This window comes from Anaeromyxobacter sp. K, assembly GCF_000020805.1.
GTDB classification, from domain to species: domain Bacteria; phylum Myxococcota; class Myxococcia; order Myxococcales; family Anaeromyxobacteraceae; genus Anaeromyxobacter; species Anaeromyxobacter dehalogenans.
Map to the genome: position 1 here is coordinate 4,586,528 of NC_011145.1, position 23,280 is coordinate 4,609,807.

Below are 23,280 nucleotides of genomic sequence, written 5' to 3' on the forward strand. Positions count from 1 at the left end.
TCCGCTGCCCGGCGCGGCGGGATGCGCCCGCCCGGGCCGGACCGACTACGTCGCCGCCCGGACCGCCTCGGCCGCCTTGCGCGCGACCTCGCCCACCGGGACGAGCTCCACCGCGCCGCCCTTGCGCAGCTTCCACTCCACGTTGCCGGCGGCGAGCCCCTTCTTCCCCACCGCGATGCGGATGGGGATGCCGAGCAGGTCGGCGTCCTTGAACTTCACCCCGGCGCGCTCGTCGCGGTCGTCGAACAGCACCTCGACGCCCTCCTTCCCGAGCGCGGCCACCACCTCCTCGGCCGCCTTGCGCAGCTCCGGCTCCGGGCCGAGCGTGAGCACGGTGGCGTGGAACGGCGCGATGGCCATCGGGAACACGATGCCGTTGTCGTCGTGGTGCAGCTCGATGGCGGCGGCCAGGATGCGCTCCACCCCGATGCCGTAGCTGCCCATCACGATGGGCACCTGCTTGCCCTCCGCGTCGAGCACGGTCGCCTTCATCGACTCGGAGTACTTGGTGCCGAGCTTGAAGATGTGGCCGATCTCGAGCGCCTTGAAGACGTCGAGCGTGCCGTCGCACCGCGGGCAGCCCTCGCCGGCCTTCACCGTGCGCAGCTCCGCCAGCGTGGCGCCGTGCGCGAGGACGTCGCGCCGGACGTCCACGCCGCGCAGGTGGAAGCCGTCCTCGTTCGCGCCGGTGACCATGTCCTTGCGGTCGGCGAGCGACGGGTCCACCAGGACGCGCGCCCTCGTGAACCGCACCGCGCCGAGCGAGCCGGCCCGCGCGCCCATGAGCGGCGGGATCTCCTCGGGGTGCGCGGGGCGGACGGCCACCGCGCCGGTGGCGGTCTGCAGCTTCGCCTCGTTCAGCTCCTGGTCGCCGCGCACCACCGCGATGACCGGCTTCTCGTCCGCCATGTAGACGAGCGTCTTCAGCTGCCGCCGCGCCGGCACCGAGTGCGGCGCCTGCTCCAGCGCCTCGATGGTGACGACGCCGGGGGTGGCGAACTTCTCGGGCGCCCCGAGCCCGGGGCCGTCCGCCTCGGCGGCGACGCGCGAGGTGGCGGTCTCGGTGTTGGCGGCGTACCGGCACCTCGGGCACGCGGCCACCAGGTCCTCGCCGGCCTCGGTGCGCACCATGAACTCGGAGGACTCGCTGCCGCCCATCGAGCCGGAGTGCGCCTGCACCGCCACGAAGTCGAGGCCGCAGCGGGTGAAGATCTTCTCGTAGGCCCGGCGCTGGTCCTCGTAGCTCCGGTCCAGCCCGGCCCGGTCCACGTCGAAGGAGTACGCGTCCTTCATGGTGAACTGCCGGACGCGCAGCAGGCCGGACTTGGGCCGCGGCTCGTCGCGGAACTTCGTCTGGATCTGGTACCAGACCTGCGGGAGCTGCCGGTAGCTGCGCAGCTCGTCGCGGGCGACGGCGGTGAAGATCTCCTCGTGCGTCATGCCCAGGCAGTAGTCGCCGCCCTTGCGGTCCTTCAGCCGGAACATGTTGTCGCCCATCACGTCCCAGCGGCCGGACTCCTTCCAGATCTCCGCGGGGTGGAGCGCGGGCAGGTAGAACTCCTGGCCGCCGATGGCGTCCATCTCCTCGCGCACGATCGCCTCGACCTTCGCGAGGGAGCGCTTCGCGAGCGGCAGGTAGTCGTAGATGCCGGCGCCGAGCTGGCGGATGAAGCCGGCCCGGACGAGCAGCTTGTGGCTCGCGACCTGCGCGTCGGCGGGCGCTTCCTTGAGCGTGGGGATGAAGGCCTGGCTGTAGCGGACGGCGTGCATGGGGGTGGGTTATACAATGGAACCTCATGCCTGCGCGCACCCGCTACGCGCTCGCCGCCGCGGTGGTCCTGGCGCTGGGGGCGGCCCTCCTGTCGCAGCTCCCGGCCGGCACCTTCGGCCGCCGCGCGCCCCCCGCGGTGGAGACCCCGGAGCTCGCCGCCCAGGGCAAGCGCGTGCTCACGCAGCAGTGCTGGCACTGCCACCGGGAGATCCCGCTCGCGCCGCGGGTGGCGGGCTGGGACGCCCCGCGAGCCTACGAGGCGCTGGGGCGCCTGCCGGAGCTGAACCCGGCCATGCCGCCGTTCCGCGGCACCGACGCCGACCGCCGCGCGCTCGCGGCCTACCTGGCGGCGCTCGCCGCCGGCCGCGCGCCGTAGCCCTTCGACTCCGGCGGTGCCGGTGGCACCGCCTGCGCTCAGGGCGCGCGAAACTACTTCGGCGCGCGCTGGCCGGAGATCTGGATGGCCTCGGCCACCAGCGCCTCCTCCAGCTCCTCCGCCTTCATGCGCTTCACGATCTTGCCGTCGCGGAACAGCAGGCCCACGCCGTTGTGGCCGTAGGCGATCCCGACGTCGGCGGCGGCCGCCTCGCCCGGCCCGTTCACCTCGCAGCCCATCACCGCCACCTGCACCTCGCCCTTCAGCGTGGCGAGCCGGCGCTCGACGCGCTCGGCGACCGGGATCATGTCCACCGAGCACCGGCCGCAGGTCGGGCAGGAGGTGAGCGTGGCGCCGCCGAACTTGAGGCCGAGCGAGGTGAGCAGCATGCGCGCCACCCGCACCTCCTCGACCGGATCGGCGGTGAGGGAGATGCGGATGGTGTCGCCGATGCCCTCGCCCAGCAGGATGCCCAGCCCCGCGGCGCTCTTCACCGTGCCGGCGAGCAGCGTGCCGGCCTCGGTGACGCCGAGGTGGAGCGGGTAGTCGAACTGGCGCGAGAAGAGCCGGTTCGCCTGCACGGTCATGGCGACGTCGTGCGCCTTCAGCGAGACCTTGATCTCGCGGTACCCCTCGTCCTCGAGGAAGCGGATGTGGCGCTCGGCGCTCTCCACCATGCCGGCGGCGGTGGGCCAGCCGTGCTTCTCGACGATGTCCTTCTCCAGCGAGCCGGCGTTCACGCCGATGCGCACCGGCACCATCCGCTCGCGGGCGGCCTTCACCACCTCGCGGACCCGATCGCGCGAGCCGATGTTGCCGGGGTTCAGGCGGATGCCGTGCATCCCGGCCTTCAGCGCGGCGAGCGCCAGCCGGTAGTCGAAGTGGATGTCGGCCACCAGCGGCACCGGCGTGGCCTTCACGATCTCCGGCAGCGCGGCGGCGGCGTCCTGGTCCGGCACGGCCAGGCGCACCACGTCGGCGCCCGCCTCGGCCAGCGCCCGGATCTGGGTCAGCGTGGCCGCGGCGTCGGCGGTCTGCGTGGTCGTCATCGACTGCACCGCGATGGGCGCGTCGCCGCCGATCCGCACGTTGCCGACGCGGATCTGCCGCGTCTTCCGGCGCTCGCCCAGCGTCGCGCCCTCACCCTGCCCGTATGCGCCCACTCGACACCTCCGAAACGGCACGGCGGCCGCGTCCGGATCTAGGACGCGACCGCCGGTTTCGCCAGTCCAGCCTAGGTCAGGGGTTACTTGCCCGCCGCCTTCAGCTCCTGGTCGATGACGGCCTTGAAGGCCTCCAGCGGCTGCGCGCCGGAGATCAGCCGGCCGTTGATGAAGAACGCCGGGGTCCCGCTCACGCCGGCCGCCTCGCCGGCCTTGTGGTGCTCCTGCACCACCGGGGCCTTCTCGCCGGACTCGAGGCAGCGGTCGAACTTCGCGCCGTCCACGCCGACCTCGCGCGCGTAGCCCTTCAGGTCGTCCACGGCGAGCTTGCCGTTCGCCGCGAACAGCCGGTCGTGCATCTCCCAGTACTTGCCCTGGTCGCCGGCGCAGTGCGCCGCCTCGGCGGCCTTCGGCGCGAGGTCGTGCGAGGGGAGCGGGAAGTCGCGGTAGACCACCCGGACCTTGCCCGGGTAGGCGGCCATCACGTCCTTCACGGTCGGCTCGGCGCGCACGCAGAACGGGCACTGGAAGTCGGAGAACTCGACGATGGTGATGGGCGCGTCGTTCGGGCCCTTCGACGGGCCGGTGGCCGCGACCTCGACCTTGGGCGGCATGTACGCCGGCAGCAGCACCTCGACGTTCATGTCCTTCTTCAGCTTCTCGTAGTAGCTCGTCAGCTCGGCCTGCGCCTTCTGGTTCTTGATGAACCGGGCGATGTCCGGCTTCACCTGGTCGATGGGCGGGAGCTGCTGGCCGCCCGCCTTGGCGCGCTCGTACAGGGCGCGGACCTCGTCGTCGGCGGGCTCGGGGATCTTCGCGACCACGTCGCGGTTCACCAGCTCGTCCGGCGTGATGCCCTCGGCCTTCGCCTTCGCCTCGAAGACGCGGCGGCGGATCATCGACTCCAGGCCCTGCCGCTTCAGCTGGTACTTCTGCTCTTCGTACTGCTGCTCGAGCTGCTTCAGGTCGCTCTTCACGAGCTCGTCCAGCTCGCCCGTGGTGATGGCCTGGCCGCCCACCTTGGCGACCGGCGCCGACGGGTTCTCCTTCTGCTGCGCCGGCTGCGCCGGGCGAGGGGACTGGCAGGCGGCCGCAAGGACGGCGAGCGCGCCGAGGACGACGTTGCGCATGGGGATGAGGGCTCCGCGGGAGGTGTGTCGGGCCAACGGCCCGGAGGAGGCGAACCTTCCGCCAAAACGGCCGGTCCGTCAACGGTTTCGACCGCGCGCGGCGGGGCGCCCGGCGCCCCCTCGCCCGGGCGATGCGCGGGCGAACCTTCGCCGTGACACGCTGGCTCCAAGCGGCTATTCAGAGGTCCCCTCGCACCTGGGAGGTCACGCCATGTCCAAGCACGAGCGGCTCGTCATCGTCGGCAGCGGTCCCGCGGGCTACACCGCGGCGCTCTACGCCGCGCGCGCCAACCTCCGGCCGCTGCTGTTCGAGGGCATGCAGCCGGGCGGCCAGCTGACCATCACCAGCGAGGTGGAGAACTTCCCCGGCTTCCCCGAGGGCATCCTCGGGCCGGAGCTGATGGAGAAGATGAAGAAGCAGGCCGAGCGCTTCGGCACGCGCTTCGAGGCGAGCGAGATCACGCGGGTAGACTTCTCGCAGCGCCCGTTCAAGCTCTGGCAGGACGACACGCTCTACACCGCCGACGCGGTGATCGTCGCCACCGGCGCCTCCGCCAAGTGGCTGCAGATCCCGTCGGAGAAGCAGTACCAGGGGCGCGGCGTGTCGGCCTGCGCCACCTGCGACGGCTTCTTCTTCCGCGGGGTGGAGATCGCGGTGGTGGGCGGCGGCGACACGGCGCTGGAGGAGGCGAGCTTCCTCACCAAGTACGCGAGCAAGGTGCACGTGGTGCACCGCCGCGGCGAGCTGCGCGCCTCGAAGATCATGCAGGACCGCGCCCGCAAGAACCCGAAGATCGAGCTGGTGCTGAACGCGGTGGTGGACGAGATCCTCGGCGACGGCAAGGCCGTCACCGGCGTCCGGCTCAAGGACACCCGCGACGGCTCGACCCGCGAGCTGCCGCTGAAGGGCGTGTTCATGGGCATCGGCCACGAGCCGAACACCGGCATCTTCAAGGGCCAGCTCGAGATGAACGAGGTCGGCTACCTCGCCGTGAAGGCGCCCTCCACCGCCACCAGCGTGCCGGGCGTGTTCGCGGCCGGCGACGTGTCGGACCCGCACTACCGCCAGGCGATCAGCGCGGCCGGGACCGGCTGCTCCGCCGCCATCGACGCGGAGCGCTGGCTGGGCGAGCACGTCACCGAGAGCTGGAACTAGCCATGAAGATGATCGACGTCGGCGCGAAGCCGAAGACCGAGCGCGTGGCCGTGGCGCACGGCTTCGTGGCGATGTCCGCCGACACGGTGGGCAGGATCCGCGCGGGCGAGGTGGAGAAGGGCGACGTGCTCGCCGCCGCGCGGCTGGCGGGCATCCTGGCGGCGAAGAAGACGCCGGACCTGGTGCCGCTCTGCCACCCCATCGCGCTGTCCGCGGTGGACGTGAGCGCGGTGCCGGGCCCGGGCGGCGTCGCGGTCGAGGCGACCGTGCGCACGGTGGACCGGACCGGCGTGGAGATGGAGGCGCTGGCGGCGGTCTCGGCCGCGTGCCTGACCATCTACGACATGCTGAAGCGGTACGAGAAGGGCATGTCGATCACGGCGATCGAGCTCATCGAGAAGAAGGGCGGGCGGAGCGGGCACTGGACCCGCGGCCCCGCAGCCCCGCCGGATCGACGCCGAGGAAGCGGATCGCGTTCGCGCCGCACACGCGGCGGATGACGGCGGGCGCGAGCCCGGCCTTCGCCATCCGGTCGGCCGCCCGCGCCAGCGCCAGCAGGTCTCCCGCGCCCACGCCGGCGTCCGAGCCGAGGACGATCCCCTCCGGCCCGAGCGACGCCACCACCCGCACCGCCGCGTCCACCGCGCCGCGCGGCCCGGCGCCGCCCGACAGCGCCAGGCCCGCCAGGTGGCCGCAGGCGCGGATCGCCTTCACCGTCCGTTCATCGGCGCCGGCCACCAGCACCCGCGCCGGCTCCAGCTCCGACTCGCGCAGCGCCGCGAGCAGCCGCCGGGTGAGGCGCTCGCGCCCGCGCAGCGGCACCGCCGCGACGACCGGCAGCCGCAGCTCGCGCGCCAGCTCGAGCTGGCGCGCCAGCACCCGCTCCTCCATCGCGCCGCCCTCGGCCAGCCCGACCGCGCCGAGCGCCGCCACCTCCGGGCGGCCCAGCGCGTCCGGCAGCTCGGCGAGCAGCGCCTCCAGGCCACGCGCCGGGATCCGGCGCGGGTGGATCCCGAGGGCTGCCCAGGCCGCGAGGCCGCCGCGGCGCAGGCGGCGGGCGGCGGTGGACACCTGGTCCCAGCCGCGGCGGATGGCCGCGGGCGTGGCCGTGACCACCGCGTCGCCGGACGGCACCAGCGCCCCCTCGATCCCGAAGAAGCGGAGGTCGGCGACCTCGCGCGCCCCGAGCGCGCCGGCGTGGAGGAAGGCGTCGAACACGGCGGGATCGTAACCGGCCGCGGCGGGGAAAGCCCGCGCGGACGCCGCGGCGGGGTGCTGCGGCGCGATCAGGGCGGGCGGCGCAGCAGCGTCGCCCCGCCGTCCTCCACCCACTCCACCGGGAGCTCCGCCGCGAGCGGCAGCTCCACCGGGCCGAGGACCAGCCAGCCCCCGGGGCGCACCGCGGCGAGCAGCGCGCGCAGCACCGTCGCCGCGACCGCCGGGTCGAAGTAGATGAGGACGTTCCGGCACAGCACCGCGTCGAACGAGGGCCCGGGGAGCGGGTCGCGGACGAGGTTGTGGTGCCGGAGCTCCACCGGCGCGCGCACCTCCGGGTGCACCACCCGCGCGCCGTCCGGCCCGGCCGGCAGGAGCCAGCGCGCCGCGATCGCCGGCGGGACCCGCCGGAGCGCCCGCGGGCCGTAGCGCGCGCGCCGCGCCGCCTCGAGCGCGCGGGCGGAGAGGTCGGTCGCGAGGATCCGGTCGCCCGCGGCGGCGTCCCGGCCCGCCTCGCGCAGCAGCATGGCGAGCCCGTAGGCCTCCTCGCCGCTCGCGCAGCCCGCCGACCAGAGGCGGAGCGGCGCCGGGCGGCCGCCGGCGAGCCGGGCCAGCGCGGCGAGCTGCTCGGGGTGGCGCCAGAACGAGGTCTCGCGCACCGCCGCCTGCTCCACCAGCGCCGCCAGCGCCGCGGCGTCACCCCCCGCCACCGCGGTCGCGAGCCGCGCCGGCGTCGTGCCCCGGTCGTCCGCGGCACGGTCCAGGGCGGCGCGCAGCGCGTCGCCCAGGCCGCTCGCGAGCGAGAGCCCCGTCTCCGCGGCGAGCGCGCGGGCCACCGCGGCCAGCGCCGCCGGCCCCGGGGCGCCGTCCGTCACGGTGCCGCCGGCGCGCCCGCGCCCGCCAGCGCCGCGCGCAGGGGCGAAGGGTCGAGCAGCGGGAGCACCTCGCCGCCGTCCACGCACAGTCCGGCCACGAGCGGCGAGCCCCGCCAGCCCTCCGGCGCCGCCTCGGCCGGATCGCCCTCGAACAGCTTCGGCCCGTCCACCGTGCCCGCCACGCGCTCCACCGCCAGGCCCAGCGCCGGCGCGCCCGCGAGGATCACCACGCGCGCGTCCAGGTCGAGGTCCGCGCGCGCGCCCGCCGCCGCGGCCAGGTCCGCCGCCACCACCGGCACCCCGCGCCAGGAGAAGGTCCCGAGCACGTGGGCCGGCGCGCCCGGCAGCGGCGAGAGCGCGACCATGCGGACCACCTCCGCCACCTGCGCCACCGGCAGGAGCGCCCGCCGGCCGCCGGCCTCGAGCACGAGGTGCAGCCCCGGGAGCGACGCACCGCCCAGCGCCGCCAGCGCGCGCTGCGCGTCGCGGAGCGCACCGGAGAGCCGGCGGACCTCGGCGGACAGCGCCGCACGCGCGGAGTCGGCGAGGAAGTCGTCGGCGGGAGGCATCTTGCGAGGATAGCGCAACCGGCTCGCAAGGCGTCGTGGAGGCGTTGCAGTCGGGAGGGAGCGGGTGCGCGGGCGGACGTGCACGGGCTGGTGAGGAGGGTGCTCGGGCCTCGAGGGTGCGGCGACGGTCGGGGGCGGCGGTTGCGCTGGCGAACGTCGCGGGGCGGGCGAGGGAGGGTGCTCGGGCTTCGGGGGTGCGGCGACGGTCGGGGGCGGCGGTTGCGCCGGCGAACGTCGCGGGGCGGGCGAGGGAGCTCGGGCTTTGGGGGTGCGGCGACGGTCGGGGGCGGATGCGCGTGACCGGGACCGGGCATGGCGGGATCGGCTTGCGAGAGGCCCGAAGGCGGGGCGTGGGGCGCGGGGGCGAGATCGGCTCGCCCGCGGGGTTCGCGGCGTGCCGGGCGCGGCGCGGAGTCGGAAGGCGGGGCGCGGGTCTGCGCTCGTCGTGAGCTCGCGGCGGGCAGGGCGCGGCATGGCGTCGCCGCTCGCAGCGCACCGCGAACGATGTCTGCCCAACGAGCGGGGGCACGCTGCCGCCGGCGCGGGGCGCCATCGCCGCTCGCGGTGGGCCCGTCGAAGCGCGAGCTGGGCGCGAGCGGCGAGTCGGGGCGGAGCGCGGCGCGTGACGGTCCGTGAACGCACGCTTGCGGCCCACACGGTCAGTGGACCCGAGGATCACCGTGCGTTAATATCTGCCCAATCATGAGTCGTGGCGCTCGGCAGCTCCGGTTCAGGCTCTCCCCTCCTCCCACCCACGGCGGCCGGCGGGCGGGCGCGGGACGAAAGCCGAAGGGCGCGCGGGCGGGGGTCTCTCATCACGGGCGGCCCGCGGTCACCGCCTCCGCGCCGGTGCACGTCACCTTGCGCGTGCTCCCCCACGTCTGGAACCTCCGCAGCCAGCGCGCCCTGCGCGTCGTCGAGGCGGCGCTCGAGGCGACCACGGCGGCCGCCACTGGCTTCGGCGTGGTCCACTTCTCCCTGCAAGGGAACCACCTGCACCTCATCGCGGAGGCGGACGGGCAGCGGGCGCTCTCCTCGGGCATGCAGGGGCTCTGCATCCGCCTGGCGAAGGGGCTCAACCGCATGATGGGCCGGCGCGGGAAGGTCTTCGCGGACCGCTATCACGCGCGCGTGCTCGGCACGCCCTCCGAGGTCCGCGCCGCGCTCGCCTACGTGCTGCTCAACCACCGCAGCCACCTCACGCGGCTGGGGAAGCCGGCGGGCCGCGGCGGCGTGGACCGGTTCTCCTCCGGCCGGTGGTTCGACGGGTGGCGTAGCGGCGGCCCTGCGGTGATCACGGGATCGCGAAACGTCACCGCGGCCCCGCGCACCTGGCTTCTCGCCACGGGCTGGCGCCGCCGCGGCCTGCTCTCACCCGACGAGTTCCCCGGACATCCGCCCCGCCGGTGAGCCGATCTCGTCCCAGCGCTGCCCGCGCGCGGCCCGTCCCGCCAACGAGCGCTGCATCCACGCGCACCGCCCGCCCGCCCGCGCGCAGCCGGCCCACGACCTCCACCGGCCGTCGTCAGCCCTTCCCCGCTTCCGCCTCCGGACCGCACCGTCCCCGCGCTCAGTCGCCCACGACGTGCGCCCGCGCCCCCCGGCCGCCCCGCGCACCCCAGGCCGGCGGCGGACGCCGCTCACACAGACGTGCGCCCGCTCGCCTCGCGTCCGCCCCCTCTCCACCGCTCCGCTACGGCACCGCCGCCCCGCCCTCCAGCAGCGGGTCGCTGGCGGCCTCCATCCAGCCCTCGGGCGCGACGCGGGCGGCCTGCGCGTTCGACCACCGCCGCTCGCGCCAGAGCAGCCGGTGGCCCCTCGCCTCCAGCGCCCGGGCGGTCGCCGCCTCGAGCCCGTTCGGCTCGACCTGCAGCGCGTCGGGCCTCCACTGATGGTGGATGCGCGGGGCGGCGAGCGCCTCGGCGAGGCCCATGCCGTCGTCCACCACGTGCGAGATCACCTGGGCCACCGTGGTCGGGATGGTCGTCCCGCCGGCGGCGCCGACCACGAGCGCGAGCTTGCCGGCGGGATCGAACAGGAGCGTGGGCGCCATCGACGAGAGCGGCACCTTGCCGGCCGCGGGGGCGTTCGCGCCGGTGCCGACCGCGCCGAACACGTTCGCGGCGCCGGGGGCGGCGTCGAAGTCGTCCATCTCGTCGTTGAGCAGGATCCCGGTGCCGGGCACGACCACGCAGGAGCCGAACGAGAAGTTCACGGTGGTGGTGAGCGCCACCGCGTTGCCGTCCCGGTCCACGACCGACAGGTGCGAGGTCTGGCTCGACTCCTGCGTGGGCGGCGGCGCGTCCACGACGGCGGCGCGCTCGCCCACCGCGGCGGCGAGCCGCGCGGCGCCCTCGGGCGAGACGAGCTCGCGCTCGACCTGGGCCGCGGCGGGCACGAACGCGGGATCGCCGAGCACCGCGCGCCGCGCGAACAGCCGCTTCTCCACCTCGGCCATGGCGTGCAGGAAGCGCTCGGGCCGGTAGCCGCCGGCCCGCGGGTCCTCGTGCTCGAGCGCCTGCAGCAGGCCGACCACGATGCTGCCGCCGGACGAGGGCAGCGGCATCGAGACCACCCGGTGGCCGCGGTAGCGCCCCTCGAGCGGCGTCCGCTCGCGGGTGCGGTACGCGGCGAGGTCCGCCTCGGTCAGCACGCCGCCCTCCGCCCGCGCGGCACGCGCGATCCGGCGGGCGAGCGGCCCGCGATAGAACGCCTCGGGATCGCGCCCGAGGGTCCGCAGGGTGCGCGCCAGCTCGGGCTGGCGGAGCCGCCACCCGGGCGCGGGCGCGACCGGCGCGTTGCCGGCGCCGCGGTCGAGGAAGGTGCGCGCGGCCTCGGGGCGCGCGCCCAGGCACGCGAGGCGGGCCCGCGCGGTTCGCACGTAGTGCAGGTTCACGGGCGCGCCCTGCTCGGCGAGGCGCGCGGCCGGCTCCACCAGCCGCCGCAGCGGCCGCGTCCCGAAGCGCCGCGCCAGCTCGGCGTACCCCTTCACCGCCCCGGGCACCGCCACCGCCAGCCCGCCGTCGAGCGAGCGCGAGGGGCCCGTCCCACCGGCGCCGCCGGCGAACATGGTCGCGGACGCGCCGGCGGGCGCCACCTCCCGGAAGTCGAGCGCCACCACCCGGTCCTCCCGCGCCAGGTACACGAGCGCGAACCCGCCGCCGCCGATCCCGGACGACTGCGGCTCGACCACGCCGAGCGCGAACGCCGCGGCCACGGCCGCGTCCACCGCGTTCCCGCCCTCCCGCAGCACCTGCGCGGCGGCGGCGCTGGCGGCGGGGTGGCCGGTGGCGACCGCGCCGCGCGGGGAGGCGGCGGTGGCCGAGAGCAGGAGGGCGAGCAGGAGCGGCATGCCGGACCTCTACCACGCCGGGATCCCTCTCCCGACCGGTCCGGCGGGCACCTCCGGGCGCACCCCCCGGCGCCGCCCGGAGGCCCGCGCTCCGGGTCACACGTGCGCAGGCTTGATCGCAGCCCCCACCCGCGCCTAGCCTCCGCGACCATGCCACGCACCCGCACACCGCTCGCCGCCATCGTCCTCGCCGCCGGCAAGGGCACCCGGATGAAGTCGAACAAGGCCAAGGTCCTGCACGAGGTCGCGGGCCGGCCGCTCGCGTACTACCCGGTGAAGCGCGCCCTGGAGCTGGGCGCGAGCCCGGTGGTGGTGGTGGTGGGCCACCAGGCCGAGGCGGTGGAGGCGGCCCTCTCCGCCGCGCTCCCCGAGGCGCCGCTCCGCTTCGCGGTCCAGGAGCAGCAGCTCGGGACGGCGCACGCGGTGCTCGCGGCGAAGCGCGCGCTGCGCGGCTACCGCGGCCCGGTGCTGATCCTCTCCGGCGACACGCCGCTGCTCCGCGCCGAGACGCTCGAGGCGGTGGTGTCCGCCCGCCGCCGGGCACGCGCCGCGGTCTCGCTCGCCACCATGACGCTCGAGGCCCCGCGCGGCTACGGCCGGGTGGTGCGCGACGCGCGCGGCCGGCCGGCGCGCATCGTGGAGGAGAAGGACGCGACCGAGGCCGAGCGCGCGGTGCGCGAGGTGAACGCCGGGCTGTACTGCGTGGACGCGGAGCTGCTCTGGAAGAAGCTCGCGAAGGTGGGCACCGCCAACGCGCAGCGCGAGTTCTACCTCACCGACCTGGTGCCCATGGCCGCGCAGGCGGGCGGCGTGGCCGGCGTCGAGGTCCCCGTCGAGGAGGCCTCCGGCGTCAACGATCGGGTCGAGCTCTCGCGCGCGAACCGCGTGATGGTGGGCCGGCTCGCCGAGGCGTTCATGCGCGCGGGCGTGACCATCGAGGACCCGGCCCGCTTCGACTGCGACGAGGGCGTGGAGATCGGCGCGGACGCGGTGATCGAGCCGAACGTTCGGCTGCGCGGCCGCACCCGCGTCGGCGCGCGCACGCGGGTGGGCGCCGGCGCGGTCATCACCGATGGCGTCCTCGCCGACGGCGTGACCGTGAACCCGTACACCGTGATCTCGGAGGCGCAGGTCGCCGAGGGCGCCATCCTGGGCCCGTTCTCGCGCCTCCGCCCGGGCGCCGACATCGGCCCCGAGGCGCACGTGGGCAACTTCGTCGAGGTGAAGAAGAGCCGGCTGGGGAAGGGTGCGAAGGCGAACCACCTCGCCTACCTCGGCGACGCCGAGATCGGCGCGGGCGCGAACATCGGCGCCGGCACGATCACCTGCAACTACGACGGGGAGCGCAAGAACCCGACGCGGATCGGCGAGGGGGCGTTCATCGGCTCCGACTCCATCCTGGTCGCGCCCATCGAGATCGGCGCCGGCGCCTACGTCGCGGCCGGGTCCACGCTCACCGACCCGGTGCCGGCAGGCGCCCTGGCGCTCGGCCGGGCGCGCCAGGTGACGAAGGAGGGGTGGGTGGCCCAGCGGCAGGCGGAGAAGCAGATGAAGGGGACGGCCACCGGCCCGGCGTCCGCCCGCAAGGGCCGCCCGGCCGCCCGGCGGGCGAGTTAGCAGCGCGCGCGCCCCGCGTGGTATTGAGGCGACCCTATGTGCGGAATCGTTGGTTACGTCGGCCCCCGGCAGTGCGTGGATCTCATCGTGGGCGGTCTCCGGAAGCTCGAGTACCGCGGGTACGACTCGGCGGGCGTGGCGGTGGTCGGGCCGAGCGGCCTGGCGGTGAAGCGGGCGAAGGGCAAGCTGCAGAACCTGGTGGCGCTGCTCGCCGACGCGCCGCTCGCCGGCACGACCGGCATCGGCCACACCCGCTGGGCCACCCACGGCAAGCCGTCCGACGAGAACGCGCACCCGCACTGCTACGGCGGGGTGGCGGTGGTCCACAACGGGATCATCGAGAACCACCTCGAGCTGAAGGCGGCGCTGGCCACGCGCGGCCACAAGTTCTCGTCGGAGACCGACACCGAGATCTTCGCGCACCTCATCGCGGACGCGCTCGCCGCCGGCGCGCGCGACCTGCGCGCCGCGGTGGGCCAGGCGCTCGCGCAGGTGAAGGGCACCTACGCCATCGCGGTGGTCTCGCAGCAGCGGCCGGAGGAGATCGTCGCCGCCAAGAACGCCTCGCCGCTGGTGGTGGGCTACGGCAAGGGCGAGAGCTTCCTCGCCTCCGACGTGCCGGCCATCCTCGAGCACACGCGCGAGGTGGTCTACCTGGAGGAGGGCGAGCTGGCGGTGCTCACCCCCGCCGGCATCGCGCTGTACGGGCGCGACGGCGAGCCGCTCGCGCGCAAGCCGCGCAAGATCGAGTGGAGCGCGGTGGCCGCCGAGAAGGACGGCCACAAGCACTTCATGCACAAGGAGATCTTCGAGCAGCCGCGGGCGGTGGCCGACACCATCCGCGGGCGCGCCTCGCTGGAGCAGGGCGACGTGGCGCTCGACGGCATGGAGCTGCCCGAGGACTACGCCCGCTCGCTCGAGCGGATCGTGATCGTCGCCTGCGGCACGTCCTGGCACGCCGGCCTGTCCGGGCGCCAGATGATCGAGTCGCTGGCGCGCGTGCCGGTCGAGGTGGAGCTGGCGAGCGAGTTCCGCAACCGCGATCCGCTGGTCAACGAGCGCGTGCTGTGCCTCGCCATCTCGCAGTCGGGCGAGACCGCCGACACGCTCGCGGCGGTGAAGATCGCCCGCGCCCGCGGCGCCCGCGCGTACGCCATCTGCAACGTGGTGGGCTCGGCCATCAGCCGCGAGTGCGACGGCGGCACGCTGTTCACCCGCGCCGGCCCGGAGATCGGCGTCGCCTCGACGAAAGCGTTCACCACCCAGCTCGCCGCGCTGTTCCTCATGGCGGTCCGGCTCGGCCGGCTGCGCGGCACGCTGTCGCCGGAGCGCGCCCGCGAGCTGCTCGAGGACCTGCGCCGCGTGCCCTCCTGGATGGAGCAGATGATCCGCCAGGAGGCGCAGCTCATGCCCATCGCCAAGCGCTGCGCCGCCGCGCGCGACGTGCTCTTCCTCGGCCGCGGCAGCGAGTACCCGGTGGCGCTGGAGGGCGCGCTGAAGCTGAAGGAGATCTCGTACATCCACGCCGAGGGCTACGCCGCCGGCGAGATGAAGCATGGCCCCATCGCGCTCATCGACGAGGAGCTGCCGGTGGTGGTGCTCGCGACGCGCGAGCCGGCGTACGAGAAGACGCTCGGCAACATGGAGGAGGTGCGCGCCCGCGGCGGCCAGGTGTTCGCGGTGGTGACCGAGGGCGACACGCACGCCGCCAGCCTGGCCGAGGTGGCGATCACGGTCCCGCCCGCGCCGCCGGTGCTCGTGCCGCTCCTGTCGATCATCCCGCTCCAGTTCCTCGCCTACCACGTGGCCGACCTGAAGGGCACCGACGTGGATCAGCCGCGGAACCTGGCGAAGAGCGTGACGGTCGAGTAGCGCGCGGGCCCGCGCCCGCGCCGGACCTCGCGCGCGGCGCGCGGGTGCGGTAGACCTCGGCCGTGGTCACCCGCCGCCTGTTCGTGGCCCTCGAGCCCACCGACGCCGTGCGACGCCGCATCGGCGCCGCGTCGGACGCGCTCCGCGCCGCGGCCGGACGCGCGGCCGGCGACGTGCGCTGGGTGGCGCCCGACGGCGTGCACCTGACCTTGCAGTTCCTGGGGGCGGTGCCCGAGGAGCGGGTGGAGGCGGTGCGCGCCGCGGTCGAGGCGGCCGCCGCCGGCGCCCGGCCCATGGCGCTCGAGGTGAGCGGCGCGGGCGGCTTCCCCAACGCGCGCCGCCCGCGGGTGATCTGGCTCGGGCTCGGCGGCGACGTGGCCGCGCTGTCGGCGCTGGTGGCCGACCTCGGCGCGCGGCTCGCGCCGCTCGGCTTCGCGCCCGAGTCGCGCCCGTTCTCGCCGCACCTCACGCTGGGCCGCGCGCGCGATCCGCGCGGCGCCCCGGGGCTCGGCGGCGCGCTCGCCGCGCAGGCGCACGCCGACGGCTTCGGCTGGCGCGCGACCGAGCTGGTACTGTTCGAGTCGCACCTCTCGCCGAGGGGCGCGCGCTACGAGGCCGTGCTGCGCGCCCCGCTCGGCGGCGGGTAGCGCCGGCTCGCTGCCCTGCCCGCGCCCGACGCGCCCTACCCCGTCCGGCGCCGCGTCAGCTCCTTCAGCTGCCCGCCGACCACCGCCAGGAAGCGGCCGAAGAAGTCCTCGAACCGGCCGATCTCGTCGGGCGGCCCGGGCGGCGGGGCGGTCACGTCGTGGTCGCCGCCCGCGAGCCGCGCGGAGAGGTCCTCCATGGTGGAGATCATGCGACCCAGCCGGCCGAACACCAGCCGCTGCAGCAGCAGCACCAGCACGCCCGCGAGCAGCAGCGCCATGGCGCAGATCACCCCGAACACCCGCGTGCGGGCGCGCATGAACGTGGCGTGCACGTCGGTGATGTCGTGGAGCACGAACAGCGCGCCCACCCGGCGCCCCGCCGCGTCGCGCACCGGCACCAGGCCGCGCGCGAGCGTGCGCCCGCCGCGCTCCAGCTCGTCCACCAGCTGGCCCTCGTCCGGCACCGCGGCGAGGTCGCCCTGGAACGCGGTGAGCGCCGGGTCGTCGGCGGTCGCGTCCACCACCACCGTGGCGGCCTGGTCGTCCCAGGGATCGCGACGGCCTTCGCGCGTGGCGGCCCAGGCGGCGCGATCGAGGAACCGCTTCTCCACGACCAGCGCGTAGGCGTCGCCGGTCTGCGCGCTCATGCGCCCGAGGAAGTGGTCGACCTCCTCGCCCAGCTCCACGTAGCCGAGCGCCGCGCCCGCGTGCGACATCGGCCGGACCACGCGCAGCGCGAACGCGGTCTGGCCGAGCTCCATGCCCGCCCCGCGCGCGCCCGACTCGACCGCCTGCGCGAGCGTGGCGCGCCCCACCACGTCGCCGTGCTGCTCGGGCTTGTGGACGCGCAGGAAGCAGGTCCGCGCCGGCGCCGGGTCGAGGAAGTACCAGTGGGTGATGTCGTGCTGCGCGCGGAGCCCGGCGAACACCGGCGCCGCGAGCGCCAGCAGCCGCTCGCGATCGCGCGCCGCGAACGCCTCGGCGTACGCCGGGTTCGCGGCCAGCGCGGAGAGCGTCGCGTCCAGCTTCTCCACGTCGGCGCGCTGCATGGCGGCGAACGTCCCGCCCGCCGCGCGGATGGCCTCGGCGCCCACCAGCCGCACGTTGCGCTCGGCGGCGTTCCGCACCACCGCGGCGACCGCGAGCGCCACCAGCGCGAGCGCGGCCACGATGGCGAGGACCAGCTTCGTCTTGATCGAGACGGCCTTCATGTCGGGACCCCCGCGCTACGGGATGGGCTCGCCCAGTACCTGCCGCGCCACGCGGCGGAGGGCGTCGATCTTGGCCTCGTCGTCCGGCGTGGCCTCCTCGACCATCGCCAGCGAGAAGCCCACGTGGATCGCGATGAGCCCCTTGGTCTTGAAGACCGGCAGGTTCTTGCGCGCGATCACGGCGTCGATCTGGCGGACGGTGTCGTACAGCTTCCCCATCGTTCGCTCCCCGCCGGCACCGAGGGCCGGCCGGGCGACCCATTGCCAGCGGGGTGCCGCGCACCCGCGGAGGGATGACGCAGGGTTGGATGGATCCCCTACCGGGACGGCCCCACCCAGGGGTGGTGCGGCACCTGCGCGGCCGCGCACACCCGCCCGGCGCGCGCCCACGTCGCACCGGCTTGCGCTCCCCACCGCGGCGCGCGAGATCTCCGGGCGTCGCTCGGCCCCACCGGAGGACGCACATGCCCCAGGACGCTCCCGCCGGACTCGCGCCCGGCTTCCTCGTCGCGGCGCCGGCGCTGGCGGACCCGAACTTCAACGGCTCGCTCGTGCTCATGGCCGAGCACCACGCGCAGGGTGCGCTCGGCTTCGTGGTGAACCGGCCCGGGCCCATCACGGTGGCGGACGTGCTCGGCGGGCTGGACGCGGGGCTGCGGGAGCGCGCCGAGGGCGCCGGGCGGGCGGACGACCTGGTGCTGGTGGGCGGGCCGGTGCAGCCGGAGCGGCTCTGGATCCTGTTCCGGCCCGGGCCGGCGGCGCCGGAGGAGGGCGCGGTGGCGCTGGGGGCCGGGCTCGCGCTGGGCGGCTCGCGCGAGTTGCTGGAGGCGCTGGTGCGCGCGCGCGACCCGGGGCCGTACCTGCTGCTGCTCGGCTACGCCGGCTGGGCGCCGCTCCAGGTCGAGCGCGAGGTCGGCGAGGGCGCGTGGGTGCCCCTGCCGCTGCAGGGCGACCTCGTGTTCGACGTGCCCATGGAGAAGCGCTGGGAGACCGCGGTGCGGCGGCTCGGGCTCGATCCGGCCGGCTTCCTGGTGGGCGGCGGCGGCGCCGAGGCCTGAGGGCCTTCACCGCGCGTCTACGCCGCCTCCCAGGCCAGCTCGCACTCCGCGTCGAGCCCGCTGGTCTGGCGCGCCTCGGTGCGGATGTCCTTCGCCCCGACCCGCTCCAGCACCGCGGTGAACACCCCGCAGTGGAACGGCGGCGCGAGCAGCTCGCGGCGGAACGTGACGCGGGCCCGGCGCTCGCCGGTCCACTCCAGCCGCCGCTCGCCGTAGCTCACCGCGCCCTTGTAGGCGCTCGGGACGTTCGCGAGCAGCTGGCGCGCGCCGCCCGCCTCCGAGAGCGCCAGCATGGTCTTGCCGACCATCGAGTCGAGCACCATCCCGCCGGCGCGGTGCCCGATCCGGAAGAACGCCTGCTGCTCGCCGCCGAGCCGCCCGCCGATCCGGTCCGCGACCGCCGCCGCGAGCGCCAGGAAGTCGGTCACGGGGTAGCTGAAGAACTCGACCCGGCTCGCCTTGCCGGTGGGGTCGCAGGCGCGCGCGGCCTCGTCGCCGGCCACCTCCCGCACCACCGCGAACAGCGCGTTGAAGACGAGCCCGCGGACGGTGTCGTCGCTGCGGGCGGCGGCGATGCGGGCCTCGAGGTCCTGTCGATCGACGGGCATGGACCGGGCAGTCTGCCCCAGGCGGCGGGGTGTCGGGCAGAGACCCGCGCGGGATGAGCGCGGATTTCCGCACGATTCCTTGACTCCACCCGACCGTCCGTTCAGTATCCGGACGTTCAGGTCCGGCGGCCCCGGTGTCAGGGGGCGCTGGTAGGGGAAGGGAAGTCACGCAGCAGAGGTCGCCGGGAGCGCCCTTCACACAGGCCACGGCGAGCGGGGCCGAACGGATCGACCCCGCGCCAGGCGCGGCGCGCCCTACAAGGAGACGAAAGATGCCCGTGGGACCGGAGAAGGAGAAGGCGATCGAGCTGGCCGTCGCGTCGATCGAGAAGGCGTTCGGCAAGGGCTCGATCATGCGCCTCGGCAACGAGGACGCGCTGGTGAAGGACGTCCAGGCGGTCTCGACCGGCGCGGTCTCGCTGGACATCGCGCTCGGCGTGGGCGGCTTCCCGCGCGGCCGCATCATCGAGATCTACGGCCCGGAGTCCTCCGGCAAGACCACGCTGGCGCTGCACGCGATCGCCGAGGCGCAGCGGCGCGGCGGCATCGCCGCGTTCGTGGACGCCGAGCACGCGCTCGACGTGGGCTACGCCCGCAAGCTGGGCGTGCGCACCGACGACCTGCTCATCTCGCAGCCCGACAGCGGCGAGCAGGCGCTCGAGATCGTCGAGACCCTGGTCCGCTCGGGCGCGATCGACGTGCTGGTGGTGGACTCGGTGGCGGCGCTCGTGCCCAAGGCCGAGCTCGAGGGCGAGATGGGCGACGCGCACATGGGCGTGCAGGCCCGCCTCATGAGCCAGGCGCTCCGCAAGCTCACCGGCACCATCTCCAAGTCCGCGACCATCGTCATCTTCATCAACCAGATCCGCATGAAGATCGGCGTGATGTTCGGGAACCCGGAGACCACCACCGGCGGCAACGCGCTCAAGTTCTACGCGTCGCAGCGGCTCGACATCCGCCGCATCGGGGCCATCAAGGACGGCGACTCCGTCATCGGCAACCGCACCCGCGTGAAGGTGGTGAAGAACAAGGTCGCCCCGCCGTTCAAGGAGGTCGAGTTCGACATCATGTACGGCCAGGGCATCAGCCGCGAGGGCGACGTGCTCGACCTCGCCTCGAACGAGAACATCGTCGAGAAGAGCGGCACCTGGTTCAGCTTCGGGGGCGAGCGCATCGGCCAGGGGCGCGAGCAGGCGAAGGCGTTCTTCCGCGAGCACCCCGAGATCCTCCAGCAGATCGAGTCGCGCCTGTTCGAGAAGTTCGGCATCCACCGCGGCCCGGTGGCCGTCCCCTCCCCGCCGGCGGAGGAGCCGGTCGAGGAGCGGAAGCCCCGCGCCAAGGCGAAGTGATCCGCAACGCCCTCGCCCGCCCCCACGGGCGAGGGAGCCGCGACCGCGGCCCGGTCGGGCCGGCCTCGAGAGAGGCCGGCCCGCTTCGTCTCTGCCTCGCGCACCACACCGCGCGGCCCGGCACGTCTCGGCGCCCGCCCGCACGGCGGGGGATCCGCCGGGTGGGCAAGCGGGCGAGGGGCGAACCGGGTTAGACTCCCGCCCTTCCGGAACCGACGTGGCGAAGGCCCTCAGCGACAAGAGCTGGCTCGAGCACCTCCTCGCGGAGGAGCTGAAGCAGCACGACCCCGAAGCGGCCCGCGCGCGGCTGCCGGCCGACGTGCGCGCGGCGGCCGAGGCCAGGGGCGACCTGCTCCCGGCGGCGCGCCTGCTGGTGGCCCGCTCGCTGCGTCGGCGGCGGCTCTGCGCCGAGGCCCCGCCGCCCGAGGACGCGTTCCTCGACGAGGTCCGCACGCACGTGGGGCTGGCGCTCGACCTCGCGCTGCTGCGCGGCGAGCCGTTCCTGCGCACGCGCCAGCGCGCCGAGATCGCGGCGTTCCTGGCGGCGGCGCTCGGCCTCGACGCGCTCGCGCTGGAGGTCGAGCCGGAGCAGCCGGGCGGGTCCACCGACCGGGCCGTGGAGCGCGCGATCCGCGGCGCCGCCGAGGCGCTCCAGGCCCGGGCCTACCCGGCCGGCGATCCCGTCTCCGGCCTGCCGCTCCACCCCGGCGCGACCGCGATCCTCCGGCGGCGGCTCGCGCGCGTGGTGCTCGGCTTCCACCGCGCCGGCCGGCTCGACCCCGAGGCGCTGGCGCGCCACGGCGCCTACGCCGCGCGCGAGTCGGTGCTGCTCGCCGAGGCGCTCTCCGGCCTGCTGCTCTCGGCCGGCTCCGACGGCGAGCGCGCCCGCGGCGTGCGGGTGCGCCAGCTCCCCCGGCTCGGCCTCTCGCGGGTCGAGCTGCGCGACGCGCGACGCGTGGTGGCGTCCCCCCGCGCCCCCGAGGAGCTGGCCGCGGCCGCGCCGGAGCGGGTGCGTCCGTTCCTGCTCGAGCAGCTCCTGCTGGCGCAGCTCCGGGTGCGGCTCGACGGCGACGCGACGCGCGGCTGGATCGAGCGGTTCGCCACGGCGGCCGGGCTCGACGCGCAGGCGGTCGCCACCGCGCAGGTGGAGGCGGCCGCGCAGCACTGCGATCACGAGGTCTGGTTCGAGGCGTTCGACGAGGGCGGCGTCCCGGTCGACTGGCAGGTGCTCGCCGACGAGTGGGAGTCGGTGGCGGACCACGTGGTCGAGCGCGTCTCCACCGCGGTCACCGACAACCTGGGCTCGCTGGCGACGGAGATCCGCGAGACCGGCGAGCTGGGCGGGCTGCTCGCGAAGGCCGCCGCCGGGAAGAAGCTCGACGCGGCCGAGAAGCGCAAGGTGAAGGCGCAGCTCATCGACCTCGCCAAGGCGGTGCCCGCGCTCGCCATCTTCGCGGCGCCCGGGGGCATGCTGCTGCTGCCGCTGCTCGCGAAGCTGCTGCCCTTCAACCTGATGCCGAGCGCCTGGGACCGTCCCCCGCGCGGGGACGGCGCGCCCGCTCGCCCCAGCGCGAAGCCCGGCGCCGGAGCCGCGGAAGGCGCCGCCGCGCCCGCGAAGGCGCCGGGCAAGGCCGGCGGCCGCAAGCGCGAGCCGGCCTGAGGGCCGCGCGACGCTCGGGATGAGCGGACGGAGCCGAAGCACCGGAGCCGCTCACCCCGAGCCTGTCGAGGGGTGAGCGGATGGCGAGGGCCGCGGCCTACTTCGCCGCCGGCCGCTTCAGCCGGAGCGCCAGCCGCAGCGCGTCCTCGTTCACGCCGGCGGTGAGCGTCCGGCCGCGGTCCTGCGCGACCGTCCGGTCGATCGCCGCCGCCACCTGTGCGGCGTCCGCGCCGAGCGGCTCGCGCGCCGCGATCCAGCCCAGCCCGAGCACCGCCGCGTGGCGCGCGGCGACGGCCGCGTCCCCGTCCACCGGGCGCGCGATGGCGTCGGCGAGCGCGCGCGCGTGCGCGGCCCCTCCGGCGCGGCCCACCTCCAGCGCGGCGCGATCGCGCACCGCCGGATCGGGATCGGCGAGCTTGCCCGCCCAGCAGGCCGCGTCCTGGCAGGCGGCCGCGGCGGCCAGGCGCGCCTTCATCCCGGCGAGCGCCTCGCCCTCCTGCGCAGGGCAGCCGTTGCCGCAGGCGCGGATGGCCTCCTCCACCACCGCCGCCTCCGGCGCGCCGCCCAGCCGCGACAGCGCCGCGAGCGGCGCCTCGCGGACGCGCCACGCGCCCGCCGCGGCGGCCGCGCGCAGCGCCGGCAGCGCCGCCGGGTCTCCGATCCACGCGAGCGCCTCGCAGTAGCGGTCGCGCGCGTCCGGGTCCGGCTCGCGGGCGACGAGGTCGGCGAGCGGCTTCACCGCCTCGCGCGCGCGCAGGCGGCCGAGCGACTCCGCCGCGAACGCGCGCACGTACACGCCGACGCGGGGATCCGGATCGCGGTAGGCGAGGCGCGCCACCAGGGCCGGCACGGCGTCCGGGCCGCCCACGTCCCCGAGCACCTGCGCCGCCTTCGCGTACAGCGCGCCGCTCACCACGCCGCGCGTGCGCGCCCAGTCCTGCAGCGCCGCGTCCTTGCCCTCCAGCACCGCCAGCAGCGGCGCGGCCATGGGCCGGCCGATCTGGGCCGCGGCGAACGCCGCCTCCGGGAAGAACGTGACGCCCGGGCGCTCCTCGAACAGCATCCGGAGCACCACCGGGCCGGCCCGGGCGTCGCCGATCCGGCCCAGCGCCAGGATGGCGCGCTTCGCGGTGAACGGCTCGACCTCGGTCGAGGTGGCGATGCGCACCAGCGTGCCGATGGCGGCCGGGTCGCCGATCTCGCCGAGCGCGTCCACCGCCGCCACCTGCGTGTAGCCGTCCGGCGACGCGGTCAGCTCCACGAGCGCCGGCACCGCCTCGCGCGCCCGGAGCGCGCCGAGCGCGGTGGCGACGTGCCGGTTCGCGTCGCGGGTGTCGCGGTCCTGCGCGGCGCGGTCCACCGCGTCGAGCAGCGGCTTCACCGCGGCCGGGTCGCCGATCTCGCCGAGCGCCACCGCCGCCTCCCCGCGGGCCCGGGGCGCCTGCTTCAGCACCTCGACGAGGTACGGCACGGCCGCGCGGCGGTCGCCCGGCGCCTTGCGCACCTGCGCGAGCGCCTCGAGCTTCTCGTCGGTGCGGCTCCGGCTGGCCGCCCGCCTGGCCCATCCCTCCGCGTCCTTCGGGCTTCCACAGGCGGTGACGAGCAGGCAGGCGAGCAGGGCGGCGGCGCGGCGCAGCGTCATCATGGGCAG

The 23,280-nt window shown here is 75.7% G+C and carries 21 protein-coding genes; 10 read left to right on the forward strand and 11 right to left on the reverse strand.

What is annotated here, in order from left to right; translation table 11 throughout:
* Window positions 1-45: 45 nt before the first annotated feature.
* On the reverse strand, window positions 46-1,770 hold the full coding sequence (locus tag ANAEK_RS20375; RefSeq protein ID WP_012528015.1) for a proline--tRNA ligase: 1,725 nt from the start codon (window positions 1,768-1,770) through the stop codon (window positions 46-48).
* Window positions 1,771-1,796: 26 nt separating this feature from the next.
* Between ANAEK_RS20375 and ANAEK_RS20380 the strand changes: the two genes are divergently transcribed.
* On the forward strand, window positions 1,797-2,147 hold the full coding sequence (locus tag ANAEK_RS20380; protein WP_012528016.1) for a c-type cytochrome: 351 nt from the start codon (window positions 1,797-1,799) through the stop codon (window positions 2,145-2,147).
* Between the two features lie 53 nt (window positions 2,148-2,200).
* Here ANAEK_RS20380 and ispG read toward each other — a convergent pair whose 3' ends face one another.
* Together ispG and ANAEK_RS20390 are read right to left on the reverse strand one after the other, a co-directional pair.
* Window positions 2,201-3,310 (reverse strand): flavodoxin-dependent (E)-4-hydroxy-3-methylbut-2-enyl-diphosphate synthase, encoded by a 1,110-nt coding sequence (gene ispG / locus ANAEK_RS20385; protein ID WP_012528017.1) that lies wholly within the window; start codon window positions 3,308-3,310, stop codon window positions 2,201-2,203.
* Between the two features lie 83 nt (window positions 3,311-3,393).
* Window positions 3,394-4,440, reverse strand: coding sequence for a thioredoxin (locus ANAEK_RS20390; RefSeq protein WP_012528018.1), 1,047 nt, complete (start codon window positions 4,438-4,440; stop codon window positions 3,394-3,396).
* 211 nt (window positions 4,441-4,651) lie between these two features.
* Between ANAEK_RS20390 and trxB the strand changes: the two genes are divergently transcribed.
* Entirely contained in the window at window positions 4,652-5,596 is a 945-nt protein-coding gene (gene trxB / locus ANAEK_RS20395; RefSeq protein ID WP_012528019.1) for a thioredoxin-disulfide reductase, read from the forward strand.
* A gap of 2 nt (window positions 5,597-5,598) precedes the next feature.
* Window positions 5,599-6,096, forward strand: a complete 498-nt coding sequence (gene moaC / locus ANAEK_RS20400) for a cyclic pyranopterin monophosphate synthase MoaC (RefSeq protein WP_012528020.1) — start codon at window positions 5,599-5,601, stop codon at window positions 6,094-6,096.
* Here the strand turns inward: moaC and ANAEK_RS20405 are convergent.
* The 3 genes from ANAEK_RS20405 to ANAEK_RS20415 all read right to left on the reverse strand — a co-directional run bounded on the left by ANAEK_RS20405 (window position 5,987) and on the right by ANAEK_RS20415 (window position 8,255).
* Complete coding sequence (locus ANAEK_RS20405) at window positions 5,987-6,814, reverse strand: TatD family hydrolase (protein WP_012528021.1); 828 nt, start codon at window positions 6,812-6,814, stop codon at window positions 5,987-5,989. The two genes, moaC and ANAEK_RS20405, sit on opposite strands and share 110 nt — an antisense overlap.
* A 68-nt stretch (window positions 6,815-6,882) precedes the next feature.
* Window positions 6,883-7,686 carry a protein-glutamate O-methyltransferase CheR gene (locus tag ANAEK_RS20410; protein ID WP_012528022.1) on the reverse strand — a complete coding sequence of 268 codons (804 nt, stop codon included), beginning with the start codon at window positions 7,684-7,686 and terminating at the stop codon, window positions 6,883-6,885.
* Window positions 7,683-8,255 carry a chemotaxis protein CheW gene (locus ANAEK_RS20415; protein ID WP_012528023.1) on the reverse strand — a complete coding sequence of 191 codons (573 nt, stop codon included), beginning with the start codon at window positions 8,253-8,255 and terminating at the stop codon, window positions 7,683-7,685. The genes ANAEK_RS20410 and ANAEK_RS20415 overlap by 4 nt, the downstream gene beginning before the upstream one ends.
* 702 nt (window positions 8,256-8,957) lie before the next feature.
* On the opposite strand from ANAEK_RS20415, the gene ANAEK_RS20420 reads away from it, so the two are divergent.
* Entirely contained in the window at window positions 8,958-9,665 is a 708-nt protein-coding gene (locus ANAEK_RS20420; RefSeq protein WP_012528024.1) for a hypothetical protein, read from the forward strand.
* 283 nt (window positions 9,666-9,948) lie between these two features.
* On the opposite strand, the gene ggt is transcribed toward ANAEK_RS20420, so the two are convergent.
* The gene (gene ggt, locus ANAEK_RS20425; protein ID WP_012528025.1) at window positions 9,949-11,607 is read right to left on the reverse strand and encodes a gamma-glutamyltransferase; all 1,659 of its coding nucleotides are present in this window, start codon (window positions 11,605-11,607) and stop codon (window positions 9,949-9,951) included.
* A gap of 150 nt (window positions 11,608-11,757) precedes the next feature.
* On the opposite strand from ggt, the gene glmU reads away from it, so the two are divergent.
* The 3 genes from glmU to thpR all read left to right on the forward strand — a co-directional run bounded on the left by glmU (window position 11,758) and on the right by thpR (window position 15,743).
* Window positions 11,758-13,224 carry a bifunctional UDP-N-acetylglucosamine diphosphorylase/glucosamine-1-phosphate N-acetyltransferase GlmU gene (glmU, locus tag ANAEK_RS20430; protein ID WP_012528026.1) on the forward strand — a complete coding sequence of 489 codons (1,467 nt, stop codon included), beginning with the start codon at window positions 11,758-11,760 and terminating at the stop codon, window positions 13,222-13,224.
* Between the two features lie 36 nt (window positions 13,225-13,260).
* The gene (glmS, locus tag ANAEK_RS20435) at window positions 13,261-15,096 is read left to right on the forward strand and encodes a glutamine--fructose-6-phosphate transaminase (isomerizing) (RefSeq protein WP_012528027.1); all 1,836 of its coding nucleotides are present in this window, start codon (window positions 13,261-13,263) and stop codon (window positions 15,094-15,096) included.
* A gap of 62 nt (window positions 15,097-15,158) precedes the next feature.
* On the forward strand, window positions 15,159-15,743 hold the full coding sequence (gene thpR, locus ANAEK_RS20440; protein ID WP_012528028.1) for an RNA 2',3'-cyclic phosphodiesterase: 585 nt from the start codon (window positions 15,159-15,161) through the stop codon (window positions 15,741-15,743).
* 35 nt (window positions 15,744-15,778) lie between these two features.
* Here the strand turns inward: thpR and ANAEK_RS20445 are convergent, their stop codons facing one another.
* Together ANAEK_RS20445 and ANAEK_RS20450 are read right to left on the reverse strand one after the other, a co-directional pair.
* Window positions 15,779-16,954, reverse strand: a complete 1,176-nt coding sequence (locus tag ANAEK_RS20445) for a cache domain-containing protein (RefSeq protein ID WP_012528029.1) — start codon at window positions 16,952-16,954, stop codon at window positions 15,779-15,781.
* A gap of 15 nt (window positions 16,955-16,969) precedes the next feature.
* Complete coding sequence (locus tag ANAEK_RS20450) at window positions 16,970-17,173, reverse strand: hypothetical protein (RefSeq protein ID WP_012528030.1); 204 nt, start codon at window positions 17,171-17,173, stop codon at window positions 16,970-16,972.
* A gap of 245 nt (window positions 17,174-17,418) precedes the next feature.
* Here ANAEK_RS20450 and ANAEK_RS20455 point away from each other — a divergent pair, with 245 nt between their 5' ends.
* Window positions 17,419-18,012, forward strand: a complete 594-nt coding sequence (locus ANAEK_RS20455) for a YqgE/AlgH family protein (protein WP_012528031.1) — start codon at window positions 17,419-17,421, stop codon at window positions 18,010-18,012.
* Between the two features lie 17 nt (window positions 18,013-18,029).
* Here ANAEK_RS20455 and ANAEK_RS20460 read toward each other — a convergent pair whose 3' ends face one another.
* Window positions 18,030-18,620, reverse strand: a complete 591-nt coding sequence (locus ANAEK_RS20460) for a DUF2378 family protein (protein WP_012528032.1) — start codon at window positions 18,618-18,620, stop codon at window positions 18,030-18,032.
* Between the two features lie 272 nt (window positions 18,621-18,892).
* Here ANAEK_RS20460 and recA point away from each other — a divergent pair, with 272 nt between their 5' ends.
* Window positions 18,893-19,969 carry a recombinase RecA gene (recA, locus tag ANAEK_RS20465; RefSeq protein WP_012528033.1) on the forward strand — a complete coding sequence of 359 codons (1,077 nt, stop codon included), beginning with the start codon at window positions 18,893-18,895 and terminating at the stop codon, window positions 19,967-19,969.
* Window positions 19,970-20,186: 217 nt separating this feature from the next.
* The gene (locus tag ANAEK_RS20470) at window positions 20,187-21,629 is read left to right on the forward strand and encodes an LETM1 domain-containing protein (RefSeq protein ID WP_012528034.1); all 1,443 of its coding nucleotides are present in this window, start codon (window positions 20,187-20,189) and stop codon (window positions 21,627-21,629) included.
* 97 nt (window positions 21,630-21,726) lie between these two features.
* Here the strand turns inward: ANAEK_RS20470 and ANAEK_RS20475 are convergent, their stop codons facing one another.
* A complete protein-coding gene (locus ANAEK_RS20475; RefSeq protein WP_012528035.1) occupies window positions 21,727-23,274 on the reverse strand; it encodes a HEAT repeat domain-containing protein in 1,548 nt (515 codons plus the stop codon).
* Window positions 23,275-23,280 lie beyond the last annotated feature (6 nt).

Bases quoted from the DNA above. Each gene is read 5' to 3' on its own strand.
- ANAEK_RS20445 (WP_012528029.1), bottom strand. From the start codon at position 16,954: ATGAAGGCCGTCTCGATCAAGACGAAGCTGGTCCTCGCCATCGTGGCC.
- ANAEK_RS20415 (WP_012528023.1), bottom strand. From the start codon at position 8,255: ATGCCTCCCGCCGACGACTTCCTCGCCGACTCCGCGCGTGCGGCGCTG.
- glmU (WP_012528026.1), top strand. From the start codon at position 11,758: ATGCCACGCACCCGCACACCGCTCGCCGCCATCGTCCTCGCCGCCGGC.
- ANAEK_RS20380 (WP_012528016.1), top strand. From the start codon at position 1,797: ATGCCTGCGCGCACCCGCTACGCGCTCGCCGCCGCGGTGGTCCTGGCG.
- ANAEK_RS20375 (WP_012528015.1), bottom strand. From the start codon at position 1,770: ATGCACGCCGTCCGCTACAGCCAGGCCTTCATCCCCACGCTCAAGGAA.
- moaC (WP_012528020.1), top strand. From the start codon at position 5,599: ATGAAGATGATCGACGTCGGCGCGAAGCCGAAGACCGAGCGCGTGGCC.
- ANAEK_RS20450 (WP_012528030.1), bottom strand. From the start codon at position 17,173: ATGGGGAAGCTGTACGACACCGTCCGCCAGATCGACGCCGTGATCGCG.
- ggt (WP_012528025.1), bottom strand. From the start codon at position 11,607: ATGCCGCTCCTGCTCGCCCTCCTGCTCTCGGCCACCGCCGCCTCCCCG.
- recA (WP_012528033.1), top strand. From the start codon at position 18,893: ATGCCCGTGGGACCGGAGAAGGAGAAGGCGATCGAGCTGGCCGTCGCG.
- trxB (WP_012528019.1), top strand. From the start codon at position 4,652: ATGTCCAAGCACGAGCGGCTCGTCATCGTCGGCAGCGGTCCCGCGGGC.
- ANAEK_RS20460 (WP_012528032.1), bottom strand. From the start codon at position 18,620: ATGCCCGTCGATCGACAGGACCTCGAGGCCCGCATCGCCGCCGCCCGC.
- ANAEK_RS20475 (WP_012528035.1), bottom strand. From the start codon at position 23,274: ATGATGACGCTGCGCCGCGCCGCCGCCCTGCTCGCCTGCCTGCTCGTC.
- ANAEK_RS20420 (WP_012528024.1), top strand. From the start codon at position 8,958: ATGAGTCGTGGCGCTCGGCAGCTCCGGTTCAGGCTCTCCCCTCCTCCC.
- glmS (WP_012528027.1), top strand. From the start codon at position 13,261: ATGTGCGGAATCGTTGGTTACGTCGGCCCCCGGCAGTGCGTGGATCTC.
- ANAEK_RS20390 (WP_012528018.1), bottom strand. From the start codon at position 4,440: ATGCGCAACGTCGTCCTCGGCGCGCTCGCCGTCCTTGCGGCCGCCTGC.
- ANAEK_RS20455 (WP_012528031.1), top strand. From the start codon at position 17,419: ATGCCCCAGGACGCTCCCGCCGGACTCGCGCCCGGCTTCCTCGTCGCG.